The organism is Clostridium algidicarnis DSM 15099 (genome assembly GCF_002934235.1).
GTDB lineage: Bacteria > Bacillota > Clostridia > Clostridiales > Clostridiaceae > Clostridium_L > Clostridium_L algidicarnis.
Genome location: NZ_PTIS01000021.1, coordinates 13,042 through 32,268, shown reverse-complemented (window position 1 = coordinate 32,268; position 19,227 = coordinate 13,042). Strand labels below are relative to the sequence as shown.

Below are 19,227 nucleotides of genomic sequence, written 5' to 3'. Positions count from 1 at the left end.
TGAATATTTCAATTGTCTTCTGTAACACTGCCACCTGAAACGGCTGAACAAATATCACCGATGTCACAGTGTAAAACTTCACAAATTGATAGCAATACGGCAATAGAAACAGGTTCGTTTTTATTCAGCTTTGTGATTGTCCCTGCCGATATTCCGGTTAGTTTTCTCAAATCACTTTTCTTAATATCTCGCTTAATAAGCTCAATCCATAATTTCTTATAACTAATATTCATATCCATCCCTCATTCATCGCCGACTTCGCTTTGCAAGTATAGTAATAACCATTACATTATAGATCAAATATCATAGATTTACAAGAATTTATAACAAATAGGTAAAGAAAATCATACGTTTTTGAGATAAATGCATGTTGTTTTGTAAAAACGATGGAATATGGCGAAAGAATATGAGAGAGGGTACTGTTTGTTTTCTTTGAAACATTCGTGGCAAGCAGGGCAAGGTGGTACACACCTTGCTATTTTGCTTGTTGGGGAGTTTCCCCAATCCCCACTGAACACACAATAAATTGTGTGGCTACGCTCCCTTTGGGAGCTGAAAACCATAGGGTGGGTTATCTCTGTTCCAGAGGTTTTTCTTTCTCCTTTTCAGATGTTTCGCTTTGTAAAAGTCGGTCAATATTAGCCTTCGCAATCAACACTTCCTGCATTTCTTTTTTTACATTGTGATATGATCCATAGGCTTTTTTCTTGTTGGCAAGTAGCTCGGCATATTCCGCCTGCAAAGCCTTAACTGTGGGCAGCTTTTTTACACCAAGCTCATCGAAAGTCGCTTTTGCTGCCTTGTGTAAAAGCAGATCGGAAGTGTTTTCTTCATAGAATTTTTTTGAGTAGCCTGCCTTGCGGTAGTCAGTATAAGCATCACGGGTTTTTGCGTAATTTATGATATGAGCTTTGAGTATGGCTATTTCTGCCATTCGCTTTTCCGCGGTCTTGATTTCCGCAGAAAGCAGATTGAAATTGTTGGTGGCAGTCTGTGATTTTTCCTCTAAATCCTCATAGGCAAGAAGGTTATTTCCCGTTAAGAAGTTGATAGTCTGCGCCATTTGTTTGAGGTTGAAAATCTTTGCCCACTGCTCATAGCCTGCACCTTTGCCGGCTTGTAATTTTGCCTGTATATCTACAAGCAAATTAACACGAGGCTGTGGTTTTTGGCTGGAGCGCTTCTTATTAGTTTGAGATTTCTCGCCACTAATAATCGACTTGATTTCTTCTTCTGAATAATCATTGCCGAGAGAGCGCAGGCGAATGAATTTCTTTTGATTCTCTCCCTTGAAGGACAGATGGCTGCCTTGTTTAATTTCATAACCTGATTGTTTTATTTCTTCTAAGAACACTGTGAAGTCCACAGGCTTTTTTGCAAGGATTTCGTCAATAATCTGACGCAGTCTTTCAGAGTGGGAAAGTTGTTTCTTATCACCTAACCACTTGCCATAATGGCTTTTCCCACGCTTTGGATTTTCGATAATAGACAGTCTGTTTTCGAGACAAAGGCGATCAGATATTTTGCGGACGGCTCTGCCTGAACCTAAAAAATCCCTGAACTTTTTTGTACAGTCCAAGGAGGTGGAATTGAAAATAATGTGGTTGTGGATATGAGCCTTATCAATGTGAGTTGCCACGATAAATGCATGGTTTCCTTTGGTAAAACTCATGCCAAGTTCATAGCCTATTTTGTTTGCTAACTCTGGCGATATTTCTCCCGGCTTAAAGGACTGGCGTATCTGATAGGCGATCACATCATTCTCTTGCTGCCTGCCCGTAATATCAGAATACTGCCGCTTTGAAAGGAGAAATTCACCTTGTATGGTTTTGGGGTCGCACTCATAAGAGCTGATGTGTTCACCCTCGTTTGTTTTGTCGGGATTTTTGGCATAATCGGTGCGGTCAGCAAGGCAATCGGCAATGGATTTGCCTTTGTTTTGGTGCATGGAAATTAAGCGTGTGGTAGCCAGGATAACACCTCCTTGAAATTAACATTTGAAACTATATTTGGAACATAGTTTATGATAATATAGTCTTATATAAGCTTAACGAAAGGGGAATTATTGTGCTGATAGAAAATGAAAATGCTATATGCCAAGAGCTATATCAATACATAAAATTTGATTTGTATGACTGTATTGATTCCGAAATATTTACTAAATCTACTATGCAGGAATTAGGGGAGTTCTATTTCAATAAAGCTGTTGGTAGTGTTGATGGCGCAAATGACAGACTGCTTAATATAGTCATTAAATCTGTCCTAAAGAATAACGAAATTAGTATGCCAGATGATTTTTATATATCCCTTTGCAAAATAATCGGCATTAAAGATTTGCCAAATGATAAACTTGTTATAATTCAGGAAGAATATGATAAAATATTCATTCAACTGTATGGAACTGTTTTAAATAAAGCCGATGTGAAAATTGATTTAATCAATACCCAACTGCTATCTATAAAAAGACGAATAGCATCTGTGGAATCAAAAAAGCCAACTCTTTCTTTGGTTAGGGATCTAGCGACCGAAGAAAATCTTTTACAAGAGTGTCATAGAGAGTGCAATGAATTGAGAACACAGAAGGAAATGATATTGTTCTCAAAACAACACATGGAAAGGCAATTGAACCGTTTCTGTAATTTAGGAGAACCACAAAGTGTCCAAGATATTCTTCAAGGCTTGGCTCTAAAGCTGTCAAAAGATACTATTACTATAATGAATGCATCCCTTGAATTTTCGTTTTATAGAGAGGTTCTTGAAATTGCAGAGGATCATTTAGATAGACCGTATGCCTTGTTTTTCAAAGTGAAACTGTATACAGCTATTGATGCCCTACACAAGAATTGGCATTTTCATTCATATACTAAAAGTGACGAAGATCGAGTGGCTGAACTTAATCTTGCCAAAGATAAAATTCCCTCCATTGATGAATTGCACACTCAGAAGAATTCTAATCCCCAACTATATCTAAATACACTAAGGAAATTTGTACTAGAGCATGATGTAATAAATGAATTATCTAAGTTACTTGAAAAAAGTGTTTGCTTAATAGAAAGAAAAGAAGTATTACTTAAAAGTATAACGCTGTTTCAATCCGATGATTTCATAATATTTAATCACATTGTTCCGTTGCAAATCGAAGGAATGTTCGGCGATTTTTTGAAAGATGCTACTACGTTTAATCGGTTTACAAATATGGCAATTTATATAAACGATGTTCTTAAAGAAAAAATCCAACACTTACAAGATATACAAGTCGATACATATCCTGAAGTAGTTGAATATTTCATGTATTATTTCAACAACCTAATTCGCAATCGCATTGCTCATGGTAATTATAAGGCTCTTTTCAATAACAGCATATCAGCTGAGATATTTGCTCATGAGTTGCTACTCGATCTAAGTATCTTAGTTCATATGCTATCACGTAAAAGCGAAACTGATAAAATGCACTGCTTTATATCAGGATATAAGACACATTATTCTATGTTAATTAAGTCGGAGGAAAATCCTCATTTCGGTGCAATGTTTAATGATATGATTGGAAATAAAATCATATCTGACTATGACTCTATAGAGAAAAACCGTCCACTTCAAGTAGCATATTGGCTTGTAAATCCATACTATGAAAGAATCTTCGAATCAACAGGTGATAAGACAGATTTAATTGAGTTAAGGACAGATTTTCTGAGCAAGGAATTCTGGGAATATGTTGTAGACTCATTGACTAATAGGATTGAAACAAATTTCGGCTATCAATTAATAGATATGGAGTTTTTAGCTGTTGTAAACGGACTTTTCAAATGCGATATAAGCCCAGATGTGAGAGTCCTACTGGGAAAAGCGAATGCTGCGCTCCAACAAATAAAAAAAATGCAAAGACAATAAAATAGCAGGAGCATCAGTATAAAAATAAGAGCAGAGATAATCGACTTGGTTGCCCTTATTCTATGAGGATACTCCTGCTTTGCGTCAATTAGGGGAGGAATAACCAAAATGCTTTTGTCCCTCTTAGTATCAAATAGATTTGAGCCTTTCATTTATTCCGCCCATCGTACCAAGGAGCCAAGCGGCGAGCAGGGGGATTCCATAGGGACTGATGAGGTAGGCAATGAACATTGCTGTTAATCCTTCATTTGTATCTCCCAAGAATACCATTGCAGCAAAGCCCAGCGCAAACAAGAAAAATGCTAAAATCGAAAGCAGCATCGAGCTGAATACACAGACAAACTGGCATACAAGTAAAATGATAGATACCATAAGTGTTATGGGAAACAACAATATTTTAAGCAGTATTCGCATATAATCGACCTCCATTTCTATGAGATAAGCGTACCAAAGCTTTTTCTGTCTGTCTATGATATGGATTTTAGATGGCAGAAATACGGCAGAGTATTTCGTCTGCCGTCTCCCAAAGCTTGTCATAGCTTTTTCTTAATTCCTCAATGTCATCGGCGTAAATATTGCCTGTTTCATGCACTCGCTTCGTGAGTTGATTTAAGCTGTTACTGGTGCGGCGAAGGAGACTTACCAGCTCTCGTATATCGGATAAATCAAGCTGTATTACATAGCCGTCCACCGCCATCTTGCGAAGATAGGCTCCTAAATTTTTTGTGCCGAGCTGTTCCATTTTTTCTGTTATAAAACTGCGTTCATGTTCTGTTACCATGAAGTGGAGTTGAATATTTCTTACTCGTTTTGCCATTATCGTGCCTCCATTTGTTTCTCGTGTTTTAACTTTTGCTCCTTTCCTGCTTTTGGTGACTGCTTTAAACTGTCTAAGATCGAGGGGCGGTCTTTTTTGCATAGAGCATCAGTAGTTGGAGCATGACCGCTAGCGTCCATATTAAGCTCTGCATCTAGGGCAGAGAGCCGTACAGTTTTCTCCTTTAGCTCCTGTTCTTGTGGGAATGGCTTGCCAAGCTCTGCCTTTGCAGCCGCTTGCTGATTGTAAAGATTTTCGAGCTGATCCGTCACTGCTTTTAAGCGTTCAGGCATAGCGGCAAGAACGTTGTCTATACGAATAAGATTACCCCTAGAATCCATACCGAGCTTAGCAGGGTGGCTCATTGCTCCCTTTAGGGAGAGTTGAAACTCCCTGTTAAAGCTGTCAAAGGATAGATGCATGGAAAAGCCACGGTAGCTGCCGATTTCCACGGATTCACTGCCTTTTACTTCTTTGCAGGCCTCTAAAAGTGCTGCTCCTGCGTTGTCCTTATCAGTTAAGGCATCGCGCTTAATGACCATTGGCATAAATTCGCCATCTTTTGGAATATGCGCTTTAAGGATCTGTAAATCCTGCTCGAAGCCTTTGATGTAGCCTTTATTTCTTTCTATGTTCTCAGGAAAGTATTTCAGTAAATTATCTTCAAGGCGGTACTGGCTGCTTTGGTGGTTTGCCTTTAATAACTTTAGCCTTGATACATCAATATCTAAATCCATCTTTTCCTTGATTTTGGGGTTACCTGCACAAAGCGCCTTAATTTCTGCATAAGAGAGAGCTGCCTCATCTACATCCTCACAGGAACGGACGGGACTTTTGGAGGTCATAATTTGCGAGATGAATTTTTGCTTGTTTTCTACAGTCTGCCAGAGGTACGCATCAAAGGTTGCCTCGGTTACATAGCGATAGATCCCGACTTCCTCGTTTAGGTTGCCTTGCCGTTCAATTCTGCCTGCTCGCTGGGTCAAATCCCCCGGACGCCACGGGCAGTCAAGGTCGTGGAGAGCTACAAGGCGGTCTTGGATATTCGTGCCTGCGCCGCATTTGGCGGTACTGCCAAGCAATACACGAACATCGCCACTGCGTACCTTTGCAAATAGTTCTTTTTTACGCACTTCGGTATTTGCCTCATGGATAAAGGCTACCTGATGTTTGGGCATTCCCATTTCCACCAGTTTGTTACGAATATCATCATAAACATTAAAAACAGCAAAAGGTTTAGTCGCACTATCCGGAAGACTGTCCTCAAGTGCTGCAAGCTCAACACCGTTAATGGCTTGTGAGCCTGCCTTTGCCGCTCGCTCGTCCAGTGACATGATTTTTCCCTTTGGAGTAGAGATGTCGCAAAATACAAGCTGTGTCAGCTTATCCACAGAACCTTCTTGCCAAATGCGGTAGATGTTATTTACACAGGCATTGACTTTGCTTGCTTTATCATCGGGAAGGAGTGGGTTGATAATGCGTTGGTCTAGCCCAAGTTTTCGACCGTCAGAGGTAATTTTAAGCATATTGTCGATGGAAGGGTCAACTTCATTCGCATGGACTTCGGCAGCTCGCTTTGATAGCTCCTTTACCATATCCGATTGAATCTCCGTAGGTTTTACTGCAACTGTTTCATAAATCACTTTTGGGGTCGGTAAATCTAACTGGTCAGCGGTTTTAATATCCGCTACTTCTTTAAACATCGCTATCAGCTCCGGCAGATTAAAGAACCTGGAAAAGCGTGTTCTTGCACGATATCCGGTGCCTTCAGGAGCAAGCTCTATTGCCGTTACCGTTTCGCCAAAGGTGCTTGCCCAACAATCAAAGTGGTTAAGTCCGTTTTTTTGTAAAGTGCTGTACTGCAAATATCGCTGCATGGTATAAAGCTCGGTCATGGAATTGGATACCGGCGTGCCGGTGGCAAAAACAATGCCTTTGCCGCCAGTCAGCTCATCCATATAGCGACATTTCAGAAACATATCACTTGATTTTTGAGCGTCGGAGGTGGATAGCCCTGCCACGTTTCGCATTTTGGTATATAGGAACAGATTTTTGTAGCTGTGTGTGGATAGGTTACACTAATTTAGACAGAAAATACTCGGACATGATAGAATAAATTAAATTAATTTGGAGGTTTATCATGTCTAATACAAATAAAAGGTATAATGAAGAATTTAAAAAGCAAATTGTAGAACTTATAAATAGTGGAAAAAACATAAATGAAGTTGTTAAAGAGTATAACATTGCTAGGTCTACTGTAAATAAGTGGGTAAAAGACTATTCTTCTTCTGGTTCTTTTAAAGCGAAGGATAACAGATCTGATGAAGAAAATGAGCTTATTAAACTTAAAAAGGAAAATCAAAGGCTAAAGATGGAAAATGATATTTTAAAGCAAGCGGCGCTGATAATGGGACGAAAATAGATGTAATTAAGGCTAATAAGCATAAATACAGTATCAGCGCCATGTGTAAAATCTTAAACATCTCAAGAAGTCTAATTTACTATAAAAAAGTTGAAAAAACTTGCGATAGCAAATTAGATAATGAGATTATATCTATCTTTAAAAAGAGCCGAAATAACTACGGCAGTAGAAAGATTAAGGTTGAATTAAGCAAAATAGGTTACATTGTTTCAAGAAGAAAAATACGAAAAATAATGAGCAAGTACTCACTGGTTTCTAAGTATACTTTAAAGCAATATAAAGTTCATAAGACAAAGTGCAATGAGGAAAAAATAAATAATCTTCTTAAAAGAGACTTCAAAAATAAAGAAAAACTAGATGTTATTGTAAGTGATTTAACATATGTAAATGTTAATGGAAAATGGAACTACATATGCATACTTTTGGATCTTTATAATCGAGAGATTATCGGATACTCTGCTGGCGCAAATAAAGATAAATACATTGTTTACAAGGCTTTCGCCAATGTGAAGTATCCACTAGATAATATAAGTATACTCCATACTGATAGAGGTAATGAGTTTAAAAATTCTATGATAGATAATCTTCTGAAAACCTTTAATATTAGCAGGTCTCTGAGTAAAAAAGGGTGTCCATATGATAATGCAGTAGCCGAAGCTACCTTTAAAATCATAAAGACAGAATTTGTTTTTAATAGAATATTTAAAAGCTTTGAAGAGTTAGAAACATCATTATTTGATTATGTCAACTGGTATAACAAATTTAGGGTTCATAGTTCTTTAGGATATCTTAGTCCTATTGAATACAAGGCAATTCTGTCCGAGAAAAAGTTGTCCTAATAAGTGTTGACAATCCACTTTATTAATGAATGCGATATGCTTAACCGCATTGTAGTTGGGATGTCAGCAAAGCAATTTAGATTGGCTAACAACATAGAAAAAGGAAAAAGTATTAGACCACACCTTAGTGATGAGCAAATCAATATGCTTGAAATCTTACAAAAGGTTGATATAGGTTTGCTTGTGGCAGTACCAGATTATGAGCAGCGTAAGCATCACCTTGAATGGTACGTTACTAAGATGAAGGACAAATCCATATAAGAGGAGGAAATTTTAATGTTTTATGTTAAGGAAAAAAGAAATGATGCTATAAAAGTGTCCATGGAAATAAATGATGAAAATGTATTCTGTATCTGCCCTATTTGTGGATGTAAAGTTAATGTTGATCTTTTACAAATATTTGCTGATAGGAATGAAGATTTATACGGAACATCTGTCTATTACAATGAGTGTAGTAAAGAAATCAGAGCGAGTTATGGAGGTAAGGGTTATGTGCATAAACAAATATAACTCACAAGGTTACTATGACCCAACAACCTATGAGGCTCTTACAAATATTATTAGAGAGGAGAGGGCAGAAAAAAATGCTGCCTTCAAACCTCTTGTATATGTTTGTTCACCCTATTCAGGGGATGTTGATGTAAATGTAAAAAAGGCTCGGGGTTTTTGTAGATTTACATTAGAGAAGAATGGTATTCCTATTGCTCCACATTTGCTTTTTCCACAGTTTATGAATGATGACATTCCACAGGAAAGGGAATTAGCCATGTTTATGAATATGGTCTTACTTGGTAAGTGTAATGAACTATGGGTGTTTGGAGAAAGAATATCAGAAGGTATGAGAGTAGAAATTCAAAAAGCCAAGCAAAGATGTATGGCAATCCGTTATTTCACAGAGAACTTAAAGGAGGAAAGCATATGAAGTTAATATTTTATACAGCAAATTGCACAGGCAATACCAAGAACTGTAGCTACCCCAACAGAGTGGAGGTAACTAATGCAGAAGAATTAAAAGCAGTAGTTAAAATGGATCATGTTTGTGCAGAGTACAAAAATAATTATCGTAGTGCAGATAACTTTAAAGAATCTGTAGTAGTTGTAATGGATTGTGATAATGACCATTCAGAAAAAGAAAATGAATGGATTACTCCGGAAAGAATAGATGAACTTCTACCAGATGTTTCTTATGCCATTGCACCAAGCCGTAATCATATGAAACAGAAGGATGACAAATCAGCAAGACCAAGGTTTCATATATATTTCCTTATTCGCCCATGCACAGATAACATAAAGTATGTGAAGCTGAAAAGAAGGATACAGGAGACATTTCCGTTCTTTGATAATAACGCCTTAGATGCAGCTCGTTTTATATTTGGTGCTGATTGCGATGAAGTTATATGGCATGATGGCTGGGAGACTATTGAAGAGGAATTACCTGTAGATAAAGGCGATGAAGATAATGAAACAACAGAAGTTTCTTCTATTCCAGAAGGAAAGAGAAACAGTACATTATCACGTTTTGCAGGTAGAGTGGCAAAACGTTATGGTGCTATAGAAAAGGCGCATCAGATTTTTCTTGATGAGGCAAAGAAGTGCGATCCTCCTATGGATGATGAGGAACTTGCTACTATATGGAACAGCGCCGTGAAGTTTGCTGAAAAAGTACAAGACCAAGAAGGTTATGTTGCCCCAGAGGATTTTAATGATGACTTTAAAGGAAAGTCCTTAAAACCTTCAGATTTCTCTGATATAGGTCAGGCAAAGATCCTTACCCATGAATATGGAAATGAACTTTGTTATACAGATGCCACTGATTATCTTCGCTTTAATGGGGAATATTGGGTGGAGTCAAAACAACAGGCTGTTGGGGCAATGGAGGAATTCTTGGATTTACAGCTTGCACATGCTTTAGATGAAGTACAAAGAGCGATGGATGCTGTTGTAGCAGTTGGAGTATCTATAGATGATGTTAAGGCAGGAGGAAAGAAATTTGAAAATTCATTACAAGGTCAGCAGTTAGATACATATCGTGAATATTTATCTGCAGTATCATACAGAACGTTTGTTATGAAGCGTCGTGACATGAAATATGTAATGAGTGCCTTACAGGCTGCAAAGCCTATGCTTTCTATTAGTGTCAGTGATTTAGATAAAGATGAGTTTCTTCTTAATACACCGGGAGCAACTTATCATTTAAAAGATGGGCTTTTAAGAATGCATAAACCCGATGCCATGGATTACATTACAAAACAGACCTCGGTTACTCCAGGAGATAACGGCAAGCAGCTGTGGCTTGATGCACTTGATACCTTTTTCTGCGATGACCAGGAACTTATTGATTATGTTCAGCAGATTGTAGGTCTTGCATCCATAGGGAAGGTGTATGTAGAAGCTCTCATCATTTCTTATGGCGAAGGTCGCAACGGTAAATCTACTTTCTGGAACACTATCTCAAGAATCCTTGGTACCTATAGTGGTTCTATGTCATCAGATGCATTGACAGTTGGGTGTAAGAGGAATGTTAAACCGGAGATGGCAGAACTTAAAGGTAAACGTCTTATAATAGCAGCTGAATTAGAAGAAGGTATGCGGCTGAATACTTCCGTCATTAAGCAGCTATGTTCTACAGATGAGGTTATGGCAGAGAAGAAGTATAAGGACCCCTTCAAGTATGTGCCAAGCCACACCCTTGTACTATATACAAATCATCTGCCAAGGGTAGGTGCTAATGATGAAGGTACATGGCGTAGATTAATTGTTATTCCTTTTAACGCAAAAATAGAGGGTAATAGTGATATTAAAAACTATACAGATTACCTAGTCCAAGATGCTGGCCCCTATGTATTAGCTTGGATTATAGAAGGTGCAAAGAAGGTTATTGCAAATGACTTTAAGTTAAAGCTTCCATCATGTGTTGAAAATGCGATTAATAGCTATCGTGCTAATAATGACTGGCTTGGAGCATTTCTTGATGAGTGTTGTGAACTTGACTCTAGCTATAAACAAAAGTCAGGAGAGTTTTATCAAGAATACCGTGCTTATTGTTTGAGAACAGGAGAGTACACGAGGAGTACCACAGACTTCTATGCTGCACTTGAGGTTGCAGGTCTAAATCGTAAAAAGTATTCAAAAGGTATTTTTATTATTGGAGTTCGCCTTAAAAACACAGATTTTATTGAATAAATAGCATAATGTGCAGGTCAGAAAGGTCAAAAACCAAACTTTTCTTAAGTAATGAATTTATAGATATGCAGGTCTAGTAAGGTCATATATAGAAAGTCCCTATAGCAAAAACATAAAATATCCTATAAGAAGAGTTTAGGATATGACCTTGACGACATGCATAACGTTATTTTTGATGGAGGTTAGCATGAGAGAAAAAGTTATAGAAAAGAAGTTAGTAATGGAAGTTAAAAAGCATGGAGGCATCTGTCCTAAGTTCACGTCACCTGGATTTGACGGGATACCGGACCGTTTGGTATTACTGCCAGATGGAAAGGTTGGGTTTGTAGAGGTAAAGGCTCCAGGGAAAAAGGCGAGACCCCTTCAGCTTGCAAGACATAAATTGCTTCGAGGCTTAGGATTTCAGGTATTTGTCCTTGATGAGATAGAACAGATTGGATGGATTCTTGATAAGATTGGAGGTGATGCCAAATGAAGTTCATACCACATGATTATCAGCAATATGCAATTGATTATATAAATCAGAAACCTATCACTGCTGTATTTCTTGATATGGGCCTCGGTTGATAAAACCGTTATAACTCTAACCTCAATATTTGACCTTTGCCTTGATAGCTTTGAAGTCTCAAAGGTTTTAGTTATTGGTCCTTTAAGAGTTGTTAGAGATACCTGGCCTATTGAAATTCAAAAGTGGGAGCACCTTAATGGACTTACTTATTCAGTAGTTGTAGGTAGTGAAACACAAAGAAAATCAGCACTAATGCAAAAAGTAAATATTTATCTCATAAACCGTGAAAATGTGGATTGGCTTATAAACCAAAGTGGTATGCCATTTGACTATGATATGGTTGTGATTGATGAGTTATCCTCCTTTAAGTCCTATGGAGCAAAGAGGTTTAAAGGTTTATTAAAAGTAAGACCTAAGGTAAAACGTATTGTAGGACTTACAGGAACTCCAAGTAGTAATGGACTTATGGATTTATGGGCAGAGTTTAGGATCCTTGATATGGGTGAAAGGTTAGGAAGATTTGTAACTCAGTATAGAAATAATTTCTTTAACCCAGATAAAAGAAATAATCAGATGATATTTAGTTATAAACCAAAAGTTGGAGCAGAGGATGAAATTTATCGTCTTATTTCAGATATCACCATATCCATGAAAAGCACTGACTACTTAAAAATGCCAGAGTGCATCATAAACGAAGTTTTTATAACTCTTTCTGAAAAAGAACAAAAGTTATATGACAGTTTAAAAAAGGATTTAGTATTATCCATTAAGGGTGAAGAAATAGATGCTGTAAATGCTGCAGCTTTATCAAATAAACTTTGCCAAATGGCCAATGGTGCAGTGTATGGTGAAGATAAAAGGGTTTGTGAAATACATGATGGAAAGCTAGATGCTCTTGAAGATTTAATTGAATCGGCAAATGGTAAACCAGTACTTGTAGCTTATTGGTTTAAGCATGATTTAGAAAGAATTAAAAAGAAGTTTAAGGTTCGTGAAATACAAACTTCAAAGGATATAACGGATTGGAATAATGGAGAAATAGAAGTAGCTTTAATTCATCCGGCATCTGCAGGACATGGACTTAATCTTCAAGCTGGAGGTTCAACTCTTATATGGTTTGGTCTTACTTGGAGTTTAGAACTTTACCAGCAAACAAATGCGAGGCTTTGGAGACAAGGGCAAAATGAAACAGTGGTTATTCATCATATTATTGCTAAAGGAACTATGGATGAGCAAATAATTAGATCCCTTAATAAAAAAGAAAAAATACAATCAGCTTTAATTGATGCTGTAAAGGCAAATCTGTAAAGCTAAGACAATTAGGGTCAATCCAAGGAAAAAAATTTTTTATTCGGAGGTACTGCTTATGTATAAAAATGATATGCAAGTCCAACCCACTACTAACGAGGATGGAATTTCTAATCTGGCAAATGCTATAATTCTACAAGCTGTAAAGGATTATAGGAGTGCTTTAAAGGCACTAAAAAAATACCCTTATAGCGTTGAGGGGAATAAAGTGAAATCTAATGTGGAACGCTTCTTTCGTTCAAAGTGGTATTCGGAATTAACAACTATTGATGGAAATATGCTGATTAAAGAATTAAGGGATGAGGTGTAGTGAGTATGAGGGCTAAAGAATATTTAAGTCAAGCATATCGTCTTGACCAAAGAATAAATAGCAAGATTGAACAGGTAGCATCCTTAAATGACCTTGCTACAAAAGCAACAACCACGATATCGGATATGCCCCGTAATCCGAACCGTGCAGTTTCTACTATGGCTAACGCTGTGGAAAAGATTATTGATTTGCAGGCAGAGATTAACCAAGACATTGATAAATTAGTGGATTTGAAACATGAGATTGTAAGAACCATAAAAGCAATTCAAAACCCAGAGTATCAAACTCTTTTAGAAAAGCGTTACTTGTGCTTTATGCAGTGGGAGCAAATTGCCGTTGATATGAACTACAGTATTGATAATGTATTTAAGGTACATAAGAAAGCACTAAATTATGTGGTTGTACCTAAAACATTACAGTAAAGTACAGAGAAAGACAGTAAGACATTATGATAGTATTATAATAGAGAAAAAATAAAACGAGCCTTGTGGGATTGCACCTGCAGGGTTTTTATTATGCCCAAAAACTGGAGGTGAATGTAATGCCAAGAAAGCCTAAAAGACCATGTTCCTTTCCTAGTTGTCCTAACTTAACAGAGGGTAGATTCTGTGAGGAACATGAAAAGATAGATAACAAACGCTACGAGAAGTATGGTCGTGACCCAGTTGCACGCCGTAGGTATGGTAGAGCGTGGAAGAGAATCCGTGATAGCTACATCTCACAGTATCCTTTGTGTCAGGAATGTGAAAGAGGTGGAAGACTAACAAAGGCTGAGGAAGTACATCACATACTTCCCTTGTCACGTGGAGGAACACATAACAGGAGTAATCTAATGGCTTTATGTAAGTCTTGTCACTCTGCTATTACTGCAAGGGATGGTGATAGGTGGAACAGAAGGTGATGCACCAGGGAGGGGCGGTCTTGATCTCTACAACTAACCCACTGGGGAACGGGCAGGGGGTCACACGCACAAAAACCGCAGTTCAAAGGGGGTATTAACCACTTGGGGCTAAGAAAGGAGTAGAAAATATGGCCAAGGACGGTACAAATAGAGGTGGCAGACGAGTTCGTGCAGGTGATAAGCAAATACCTCTTTCAGATAAAATAACAAAAGGTAAAGCAGCAAAAATATTAGAAGTACCAAACCTACAGCCAGAAACAATTCTGGAAGCTAGTGATTTAGATGGTGCTGAAAATTTAAATGGTCGAGATATGCCATCACCAAGTGACTACCTTAGTGCAAAGCAAAGAGATGGTAAATTACTTGGAGCAGATTTGTTATTTGCTGAAACTTGGAAGTGGCTAAAAGATAGAGGATGTGAGAAGTTTATTAATCCAAGACTTATAGAATCTTATGCTCAGGCATTTACAAGGTATATCCAATGTGAGGAAGCCATAAGCACTTATGGACTTTTAGGAAAACACCCTACAACAGGTGGAGCTATAGCAAGTCCTTTTGTACAGATGAGCCAATCTTTTTTAAAGCAAGCTAATTTATTGTGGTATGAAATTTTTGATATTGTTAAACAAAACTGTACTACAGCATTTGTTGGGGATCCTCAAGATGACATTATGGAGGCACTTTTATCGGGGAGAAAGGGAAGATAAAAATGGAGAAACAAATTTTTATGAAGCAACTTAATCAAAATAAAAATGTATTAACTAAGCAACAATATAAAACCTTAAAAGGGCAAGTAGTAGCAGGCGATGTTGATGGTGCAAATAAAGGACTTATAAAAATATTACAAAGGGGGTATTAGTTTGGATAGGGAAAATAAATTTACTGAGGAAATGCAACAAGTAGAAATATCAAAACTTGTACCATATGCCAATAATTCAAGAACTCATAATGAAAAGCAAATAAAGAAATTACAATCAAGCCTTAGAGAATTTGGTTTTGTAAATCCGATTTTAATCGATAGAGCTTTTAATATTATAGCAGGTCATGGAAGAGTTCTAGCAGCTAAAGAAGATGGAATGAAAACTGTACCTTGTGTATTTGTAGACCACTTAACCGAGGCACAAAAGAAAGCTTATATTATTGCAGATAATAGACTTGCAGAAGATGCAGGATGGGATAAAGATTTATTATCTATAGAACTTGAAAGTTTAATGGAACTAGATTTTGATGTTGACCTCTTAGGGTTTGAGGCAGCTGAATTAAATATGCTTTTAAATTCTGCTGAAGATGTTCAAGAAGATAACTTTGATGTTGATGAAGAATTGAAAAAGCCTACATTCTCAAAGCAAGGCGATGTGTGGATTCTAGGAAGGCATACACTTATTTGTGGAGACAGCACAAAATCAGAAACCTATGAAAGATTGATGGAGGGGAAAAAGGCAAACTTAATAGTTACAGACCCACCTTATAATGTAAAATACGAAGGCACTGCAGGAAAGATACAAAATGATAATCTTTCAGCAGATGCTTTTTTAAATTTCCTTTTTGATAGCCTTAGCAATATGGAAAAGGTTCTTGCAAATGATGGATCTATATATGTTTTTCATGCAGATACAGAAGGATTTAACTTTAGAAAAGCATTTGCAGATGCTGGATTTTATTTAAGTGGTACATGCATTTGGAAGAAACAAAGTCTTGTATTAGGCAGAAGTCCTTACCAGTGGCAACATGAACCAGTTTTATTTGGATGGAAGAAATCAGGTAAACATCAATGGTACTCAGATAGAAAACAGACAACAATATGGGAATTTGATAGACCAAGCAAAAATGCAGATCATCCAACAATGAAACCTGTGGCTCTTATAGCTTATCCAATTCAAAATTCAAGTTTAACAAACTCAATAGTTTTAGACCCATTTGGTGGAAGTGGTTCAACGCTTATAGCTTGTGAGCAAACTGATAGAATCTGTTGTACCATTGAACTTGATGAAAAATTCTGTGATGTTATTGTAAAAAGATACATCGAACAGGTTTCAAGTGATGAAGGTGTGTTTTTAATAAGAGATGGTAAGAAGTTGCCTTATAATGAGATGGTTAAAGATGAGGAAGTTACTTCTTAAGAATCACATTATTCTGGTTAAAGGACTTGATACTTATACCTTTTAGAGTGATATATGTAAGTACCAAAAAATAAGGAGGTACTTAAAAGTGGAAGTTAAATTTAATGTAACAGGAGAAGAGCGCAAGTCACTAGTTGTTGCCATTGCAGCAATATTAGAATGTAGGCCAAGATACCTAGGAATGCCTAGTATGGCTTACGAGGTTGGAGATATTGTTGTAGGCAAAGATGGCTGCATATCTTTTGATGATCAAGTAGAGAAAGAAAAAGTTGAGGCTTTGCTTAAAGCTTTAGAGAAAGAAGGTTTTATTTCAGAGGCACCAGTAGCTGAAAATGAAATGCTAGAAACTACAGTAGATAGTTTAGTTGTAGAAATGTCAATTGAATTATTTACGGAAGACTCATTTGATAACCTGGAAAAGTTAGTGGAAGTAAAAGCAGACCTTATTAAAAAGGCATTAGCTACAGATAGTTTGCCGATTGAGAAAGCTGAAGAAAGAATTAGGTTTCCTTGGTTTCATGGAGAGCAAGACAGTAATACAGTAAAAGCTTATACCCATTTTGTTACTGCAATTTGTGAAATGGCAAGAAACCAGAAACGCATTAGTTCAAAGAAAAAGGAAGTAGAAAATGAGAAATACGCATTCCGCTGTTTCCTTCTTCGCCTAGGTTTCATTGGAGAAGAATACAAAGAAGAACGTAAAATTCTCCTTCAGAATTTTTCTGGGTCATCAGCTTTTAAGGGAGGTACTAAGAATGAAGTTTCCAAGTAAAGAAAGAGTTGAAATGCTAAGAAAACAATACCCAATAGGTACAAGGATAGAACTTGTGAAGATGGATGATGTCCAAGCACCACCAATAGGAACAAAAGGTACAGTAAAAGGTGTTGATGATGCAGGTAGTATTTTAGTTAAATGGGATAATGGTAGTGGATTGAACGTTATTTATGGTGAAGATAGCTGTAGCAAAATTGAGGTAGAGTAACATGACGCATAAGATTAAAGAACAAATACTAGCTATTAGGGATACTTCACTTACCAATATGTTTGACCTCTCTATGGTGAATAAAATTGCATCGGAGATGGGATTTCATGAATTAATAGCTTTCATTGAAGAGTATGAGGAAGAGTATATAAGGTTTATTTTTACAGGAAAGTAATGGGCAACCCTTAAAAGGGGTTGTTCTTAGTTACAGGCTACTTAATTGTAGTCTTTTTTAAATTTAAGGAAAGGAGGTGACAGCTTATGAGAAAATTAAAGAAGTACACTAAAACTAAGTTTAAGGCAAAGGGTAGCATATACAGCAAAGAACACGCAGATTATGCTGTTGCCTTTATTGAAGCCCTTTGTCATACAAAAGGTACATGGTCAGGTAAAAAATTTGAACTTATAGATTGGCAGGAAAAGATTATAAGAGATATTTTTGGAACACTAAAACCCAATGGTTATAGACAATTTAATACCGCTTATATCGAAATCCCTAAAAAGCAAGGCAAGTCAGAACTTGCAGCCGCAGTTGCACTTCTTTTATGTTGTGGTGATTTTGAAGAAAGGGCCGAAGTTTATGGCTGTGCAGCTGATCGTCAGCAAGCGTCTATAGTATTTGAAATAGCTGCTGATATGGTGCGTATGTGCCCTGCACTTAGTAAAAGAGTTAAAATTTTAGCATCTCAAAAGAGAATAATTTATGCACCTACAAATAGCTTTTATCAAGTGTTATCAGCAGAAGCCTATTCTAAACATGGTTTTAATATTCATGGAGTAGTATTTGATGAACTTCATACACAGCCAAATAGAAAACTATTTGATGTTATGACTAAAGGTTCTGGTGATGCTAGAATGCAACCACTATATTTTTTAATTACTACAGCTGGAACAGATACAAATTCTATATGTTATGAAACCCACCAAAAGGCAAAAGATATTATTGAGAGAAGAAAAAAAGATAATACATTTTATCCTATAATTTATGGAGCAGATGAATCAGATGATTGGACAGATCCTAAGGTGTGGAAGAAAGCAAATCCTTCTATAGGAATAACTGTTGGAATAGATAAAGTAAAAGCTGCTTGTGAATCTGCAAAGCAGAACCCTGCTGAAGAAAACTCTTTTAGGCAACTTAGACTTAATCAGTGGGTGAAACAAGCTATCCGTTGGATGCCTATGGATAAATGGGATGCCTGTTCTTTTAAGGTAGATGAAGAATCTTTAAAAGGGAGAGTTTGTTATGGAGGGTTAGACCTTTCAAGTACAACGGACATTACAGCTTTTGTTTTAGTATTCCCACCATTGGATGAAGAAGATAAATTTTGTGTACTACCTTATTTTTGGATACCAGAAGAAACAATAGACCTTCGTGTAAAGCGTGACCATGTTCCTTATGATGTATGGGAAAGACAAGGTTATATACAAACAACAGAAGGAAATGTAGTCCACTATGGTTTCATAGAAAAATTCATAGAAAAGCTTGGTGAAAAGTTTAATATCAGAGAAATAGGATTTGATAGATGGGGAGCAGTTCAGATGGTACAAAACCTTGAAGGTATGGGATTCACAGTAGTGCCTTTTGGACAAGGGTTTAAAGATATGAGTCCACCTACAAAGGAACTTATGAAACTAACACTTGAGAAGAAACTTGCACATGGAGGTCACCCTGTTTTAAGGTGGAATATGGATAATATCTTTATTAGAACTGACCCAGCTGGAAATATTAAAGCAGATAAAGAAAAATCAACGGAGAAGATAGATGGTGCTGTTGCAACTATAATGGCCCTTGATAGAGCAATTCGTTGTGGTAATGGGGAGGGTACTTCTGTTTATGATGACAGAGGAATATTATTTATATAATAAAACACTTTTATACTACATTATAATACTACTTTTTGTTGACAAACCTAAAAATGTAGCATTATAATGTAGTATAAGGATGGTG

At 36.9% G+C, this 19,227-nt stretch carries 22 protein-coding genes and 1 pseudogene; 18 read left to right on the top strand and 5 right to left on the bottom strand.

The features are described from left to right. Window positions 1-8: 8 nt before the first annotated feature. Window positions 9-233 (bottom strand): helix-turn-helix domain-containing protein, encoded by a 225-nt coding sequence (locus tag BD821_RS11925; RefSeq protein ID WP_104410673.1) that lies wholly within the window; start codon window positions 231-233, stop codon window positions 9-11. Window positions 234-571: 338 nt separating this feature from the next. Next, window positions 572-1,972, bottom strand: coding sequence for a relaxase/mobilization nuclease domain-containing protein (locus BD821_RS11920; protein ID WP_104410672.1), 1,401 nt, complete (start codon window positions 1,970-1,972; stop codon window positions 572-574). A gap of 95 nt (window positions 1,973-2,067) precedes the next feature. Between BD821_RS11920 and BD821_RS11915 the strand changes: the two genes are divergently transcribed. Beyond that, window positions 2,068-3,888: a hypothetical protein gene (locus BD821_RS11915; RefSeq protein WP_104410671.1), complete on the top strand. Its 1,821-nt coding sequence runs from the start codon at window positions 2,068-2,070 to the stop codon at window positions 3,886-3,888. 129 nt (window positions 3,889-4,017) lie between these two features. Here the strand turns inward: BD821_RS11915 and BD821_RS11910 are convergent, their stop codons facing one another. From BD821_RS11910 to BD821_RS11900, 3 genes are all read right to left on the bottom strand, one after another. Then, on the bottom strand, window positions 4,018-4,302 hold the full coding sequence (locus BD821_RS11910; RefSeq protein WP_104410670.1) for a CD1845 family protein: 285 nt from the start codon (window positions 4,300-4,302) through the stop codon (window positions 4,018-4,020). 67 nt (window positions 4,303-4,369) lie between these two features. Continuing rightward, on the bottom strand, window positions 4,370-4,705 hold the full coding sequence (locus BD821_RS11905) for a plasmid mobilization protein (protein ID WP_104410669.1): 336 nt from the start codon (window positions 4,703-4,705) through the stop codon (window positions 4,370-4,372). Beyond that, window positions 4,705-6,663, bottom strand: a complete 1,959-nt coding sequence (locus BD821_RS11900; RefSeq protein WP_242971508.1) for a helicase-related protein — start codon at window positions 6,661-6,663, stop codon at window positions 4,705-4,707. The genes BD821_RS11905 and BD821_RS11900 overlap by 1 nt, the downstream gene beginning before the upstream one ends. Window positions 6,664-6,845: 182 nt before the next feature. Between BD821_RS11900 and BD821_RS11895 the strand changes: the two genes are divergently transcribed. From BD821_RS11895 to BD821_RS11820, 17 genes and pseudogenes are all read left to right on the top strand, one after another. After that, window positions 6,846-7,966, top strand: a protein-coding gene (locus BD821_RS11895; RefSeq protein ID WP_104410668.1) for an IS3 family transposase whose coding sequence is annotated in 2 segments (ribosomal slippage) — window positions 6,846-7,092 and window positions 7,092-7,966 — 1,122 coding nt in all. Because the reading frame shifts where the segments join, the coding sequence is not laid out codon by codon here. A gap of 36 nt (window positions 7,967-8,002) precedes the next feature. Continuing rightward, entirely contained in the window at window positions 8,003-8,227 is a 225-nt protein-coding gene (locus tag BD821_RS11890) for a hypothetical protein (RefSeq protein ID WP_242971507.1), read from the top strand. A gap of 15 nt (window positions 8,228-8,242) precedes the next feature. Continuing rightward, window positions 8,243-8,476, top strand: coding sequence for a hypothetical protein (locus tag BD821_RS11885; protein WP_104410667.1), 234 nt, complete (start codon window positions 8,243-8,245; stop codon window positions 8,474-8,476). Then, a complete protein-coding gene (locus tag BD821_RS11880) occupies window positions 8,457-8,888 on the top strand; it encodes a DUF7768 domain-containing protein (RefSeq protein WP_104410666.1) in 432 nt (143 codons plus the stop codon). Before BD821_RS11885 ends, BD821_RS11880 begins: the two co-directional genes overlap by 20 nt. Next, the gene (locus BD821_RS11875) at window positions 8,885-11,149 is read left to right on the top strand and encodes a phage/plasmid primase, P4 family (protein ID WP_104410665.1); all 2,265 of its coding nucleotides are present in this window, start codon (window positions 8,885-8,887) and stop codon (window positions 11,147-11,149) included. The genes BD821_RS11880 and BD821_RS11875 overlap by 4 nt, the downstream gene beginning before the upstream one ends. Before the next feature lie 187 nt (window positions 11,150-11,336). Further along, complete coding sequence (locus tag BD821_RS11870; protein ID WP_104410664.1) at window positions 11,337-11,624, top strand: VRR-NUC domain-containing protein; 288 nt, start codon at window positions 11,337-11,339, stop codon at window positions 11,622-11,624. Then, window positions 11,621-12,965: pseudogene (locus BD821_RS11865) on the top strand (SNF2-related protein). The gene BD821_RS11870 and the pseudogene BD821_RS11865 overlap by 4 nt, the downstream one beginning before the upstream one ends. Before the next feature lie 58 nt (window positions 12,966-13,023). Then, complete coding sequence (locus BD821_RS11860) at window positions 13,024-13,275, top strand: hypothetical protein (RefSeq protein ID WP_242971506.1); 252 nt, start codon at window positions 13,024-13,026, stop codon at window positions 13,273-13,275. Between the two features lie 5 nt (window positions 13,276-13,280). Next, window positions 13,281-13,697 carry a DUF1492 domain-containing protein gene (locus BD821_RS11855; protein WP_104410663.1) on the top strand — a complete coding sequence of 139 codons (417 nt, stop codon included), beginning with the start codon at window positions 13,281-13,283 and terminating at the stop codon, window positions 13,695-13,697. Between the two features lie 119 nt (window positions 13,698-13,816). After that, complete coding sequence (locus BD821_RS11850; RefSeq protein ID WP_104410662.1) at window positions 13,817-14,176, top strand: HNH endonuclease; 360 nt, start codon at window positions 13,817-13,819, stop codon at window positions 14,174-14,176. A 128-nt stretch (window positions 14,177-14,304) separates the two neighbouring features. Further along, window positions 14,305-14,883: a P27 family phage terminase small subunit gene (locus tag BD821_RS11845; protein ID WP_104410661.1), complete on the top strand. Its 579-nt coding sequence runs from the start codon at window positions 14,305-14,307 to the stop codon at window positions 14,881-14,883. A 2-nt stretch (window positions 14,884-14,885) separates the two neighbouring features. Beyond that, on the top strand, window positions 14,886-15,035 hold the full coding sequence (locus BD821_RS13505) for a hypothetical protein (RefSeq protein WP_169994177.1): 150 nt from the start codon (window positions 14,886-14,888) through the stop codon (window positions 15,033-15,035). A gap of 31 nt (window positions 15,036-15,066) precedes the next feature. Further along, the gene (locus BD821_RS11840; protein WP_104410682.1) at window positions 15,067-16,296 is read left to right on the top strand and encodes a site-specific DNA-methyltransferase; all 1,230 of its coding nucleotides are present in this window, start codon (window positions 15,067-15,069) and stop codon (window positions 16,294-16,296) included. A gap of 88 nt (window positions 16,297-16,384) precedes the next feature. Next, window positions 16,385-17,068: a virulence protein gene (locus tag BD821_RS11835; RefSeq protein ID WP_104410660.1), complete on the top strand. Its 684-nt coding sequence runs from the start codon at window positions 16,385-16,387 to the stop codon at window positions 17,066-17,068. After that, window positions 17,052-17,279 (top strand): DUF4314 domain-containing protein, encoded by a 228-nt coding sequence (locus tag BD821_RS11830; RefSeq protein WP_104410659.1) that lies wholly within the window; start codon window positions 17,052-17,054, stop codon window positions 17,277-17,279. Before BD821_RS11835 ends, BD821_RS11830 begins: the two co-directional genes overlap by 17 nt. Before the next feature lies 1 nt (window position 17,280). Continuing rightward, entirely contained in the window at window positions 17,281-17,454 is a 174-nt protein-coding gene (locus BD821_RS11825; RefSeq protein ID WP_104410658.1) for a DUF5049 domain-containing protein, read from the top strand. 86 nt (window positions 17,455-17,540) lie between these two features. After that, window positions 17,541-19,142 carry a terminase large subunit gene (locus tag BD821_RS11820; protein ID WP_104410657.1) on the top strand — a complete coding sequence of 534 codons (1,602 nt, stop codon included), beginning with the start codon at window positions 17,541-17,543 and terminating at the stop codon, window positions 19,140-19,142. Window positions 19,143-19,227 lie beyond the last annotated feature (85 nt).

Excerpts from the sequence above, each read along its gene's own strand:
- BD821_RS11880 (WP_104410666.1), top strand. The coding sequence starts at position 8,457 with ATGTGCATAAACAAATATAACTCACAAGGTTACTATGACCCAACAACC.
- BD821_RS11905 (WP_104410669.1), bottom strand. The coding sequence starts at position 4,705 with ATGGCAAAACGAGTAAGAAATATTCAACTCCACTTCATGGTAACAGAA.
- BD821_RS11890 (WP_242971507.1), top strand. The coding sequence starts at position 8,003 with ATGCTTAACCGCATTGTAGTTGGGATGTCAGCAAAGCAATTTAGATTG.
- BD821_RS11870 (WP_104410664.1), top strand. The coding sequence starts at position 11,337 with ATGAGAGAAAAAGTTATAGAAAAGAAGTTAGTAATGGAAGTTAAAAAG.
- BD821_RS11855 (WP_104410663.1), top strand. The coding sequence starts at position 13,281 with ATGAGGGCTAAAGAATATTTAAGTCAAGCATATCGTCTTGACCAAAGA.
- BD821_RS11885 (WP_104410667.1), top strand. The coding sequence starts at position 8,243 with ATGTTTTATGTTAAGGAAAAAAGAAATGATGCTATAAAAGTGTCCATG.
- BD821_RS11925 (WP_104410673.1), bottom strand. The coding sequence starts at position 233 with ATGAATATTAGTTATAAGAAATTATGGATTGAGCTTATTAAGCGAGAT.
- BD821_RS11830 (WP_104410659.1), top strand. The coding sequence starts at position 17,052 with ATGAAGTTTCCAAGTAAAGAAAGAGTTGAAATGCTAAGAAAACAATAC.
- BD821_RS11825 (WP_104410658.1), top strand. The coding sequence starts at position 17,281 with ATGACGCATAAGATTAAAGAACAAATACTAGCTATTAGGGATACTTCA.
- BD821_RS11910 (WP_104410670.1), bottom strand. The coding sequence starts at position 4,302 with ATGCGAATACTGCTTAAAATATTGTTGTTTCCCATAACACTTATGGTA.
- BD821_RS11820 (WP_104410657.1), top strand. The coding sequence starts at position 17,541 with ATGAGAAAATTAAAGAAGTACACTAAAACTAAGTTTAAGGCAAAGGGT.
- BD821_RS13505 (WP_169994177.1), top strand. The coding sequence starts at position 14,886 with ATGGAGAAACAAATTTTTATGAAGCAACTTAATCAAAATAAAAATGTA.
- BD821_RS11845 (WP_104410661.1), top strand. The coding sequence starts at position 14,305 with ATGGCCAAGGACGGTACAAATAGAGGTGGCAGACGAGTTCGTGCAGGT.
- BD821_RS11840 (WP_104410682.1), top strand. The coding sequence starts at position 15,067 with ATGCAACAAGTAGAAATATCAAAACTTGTACCATATGCCAATAATTCA.
- BD821_RS11875 (WP_104410665.1), top strand. The coding sequence starts at position 8,885 with ATGAAGTTAATATTTTATACAGCAAATTGCACAGGCAATACCAAGAAC.
- BD821_RS11850 (WP_104410662.1), top strand. The coding sequence starts at position 13,817 with ATGCCAAGAAAGCCTAAAAGACCATGTTCCTTTCCTAGTTGTCCTAAC.
- BD821_RS11860 (WP_242971506.1), top strand. The coding sequence starts at position 13,024 with ATGTATAAAAATGATATGCAAGTCCAACCCACTACTAACGAGGATGGA.
- BD821_RS11900 (WP_242971508.1), bottom strand. The coding sequence starts at position 6,663 with ATGGATGAGCTGACTGGCGGCAAAGGCATTGTTTTTGCCACCGGCACG.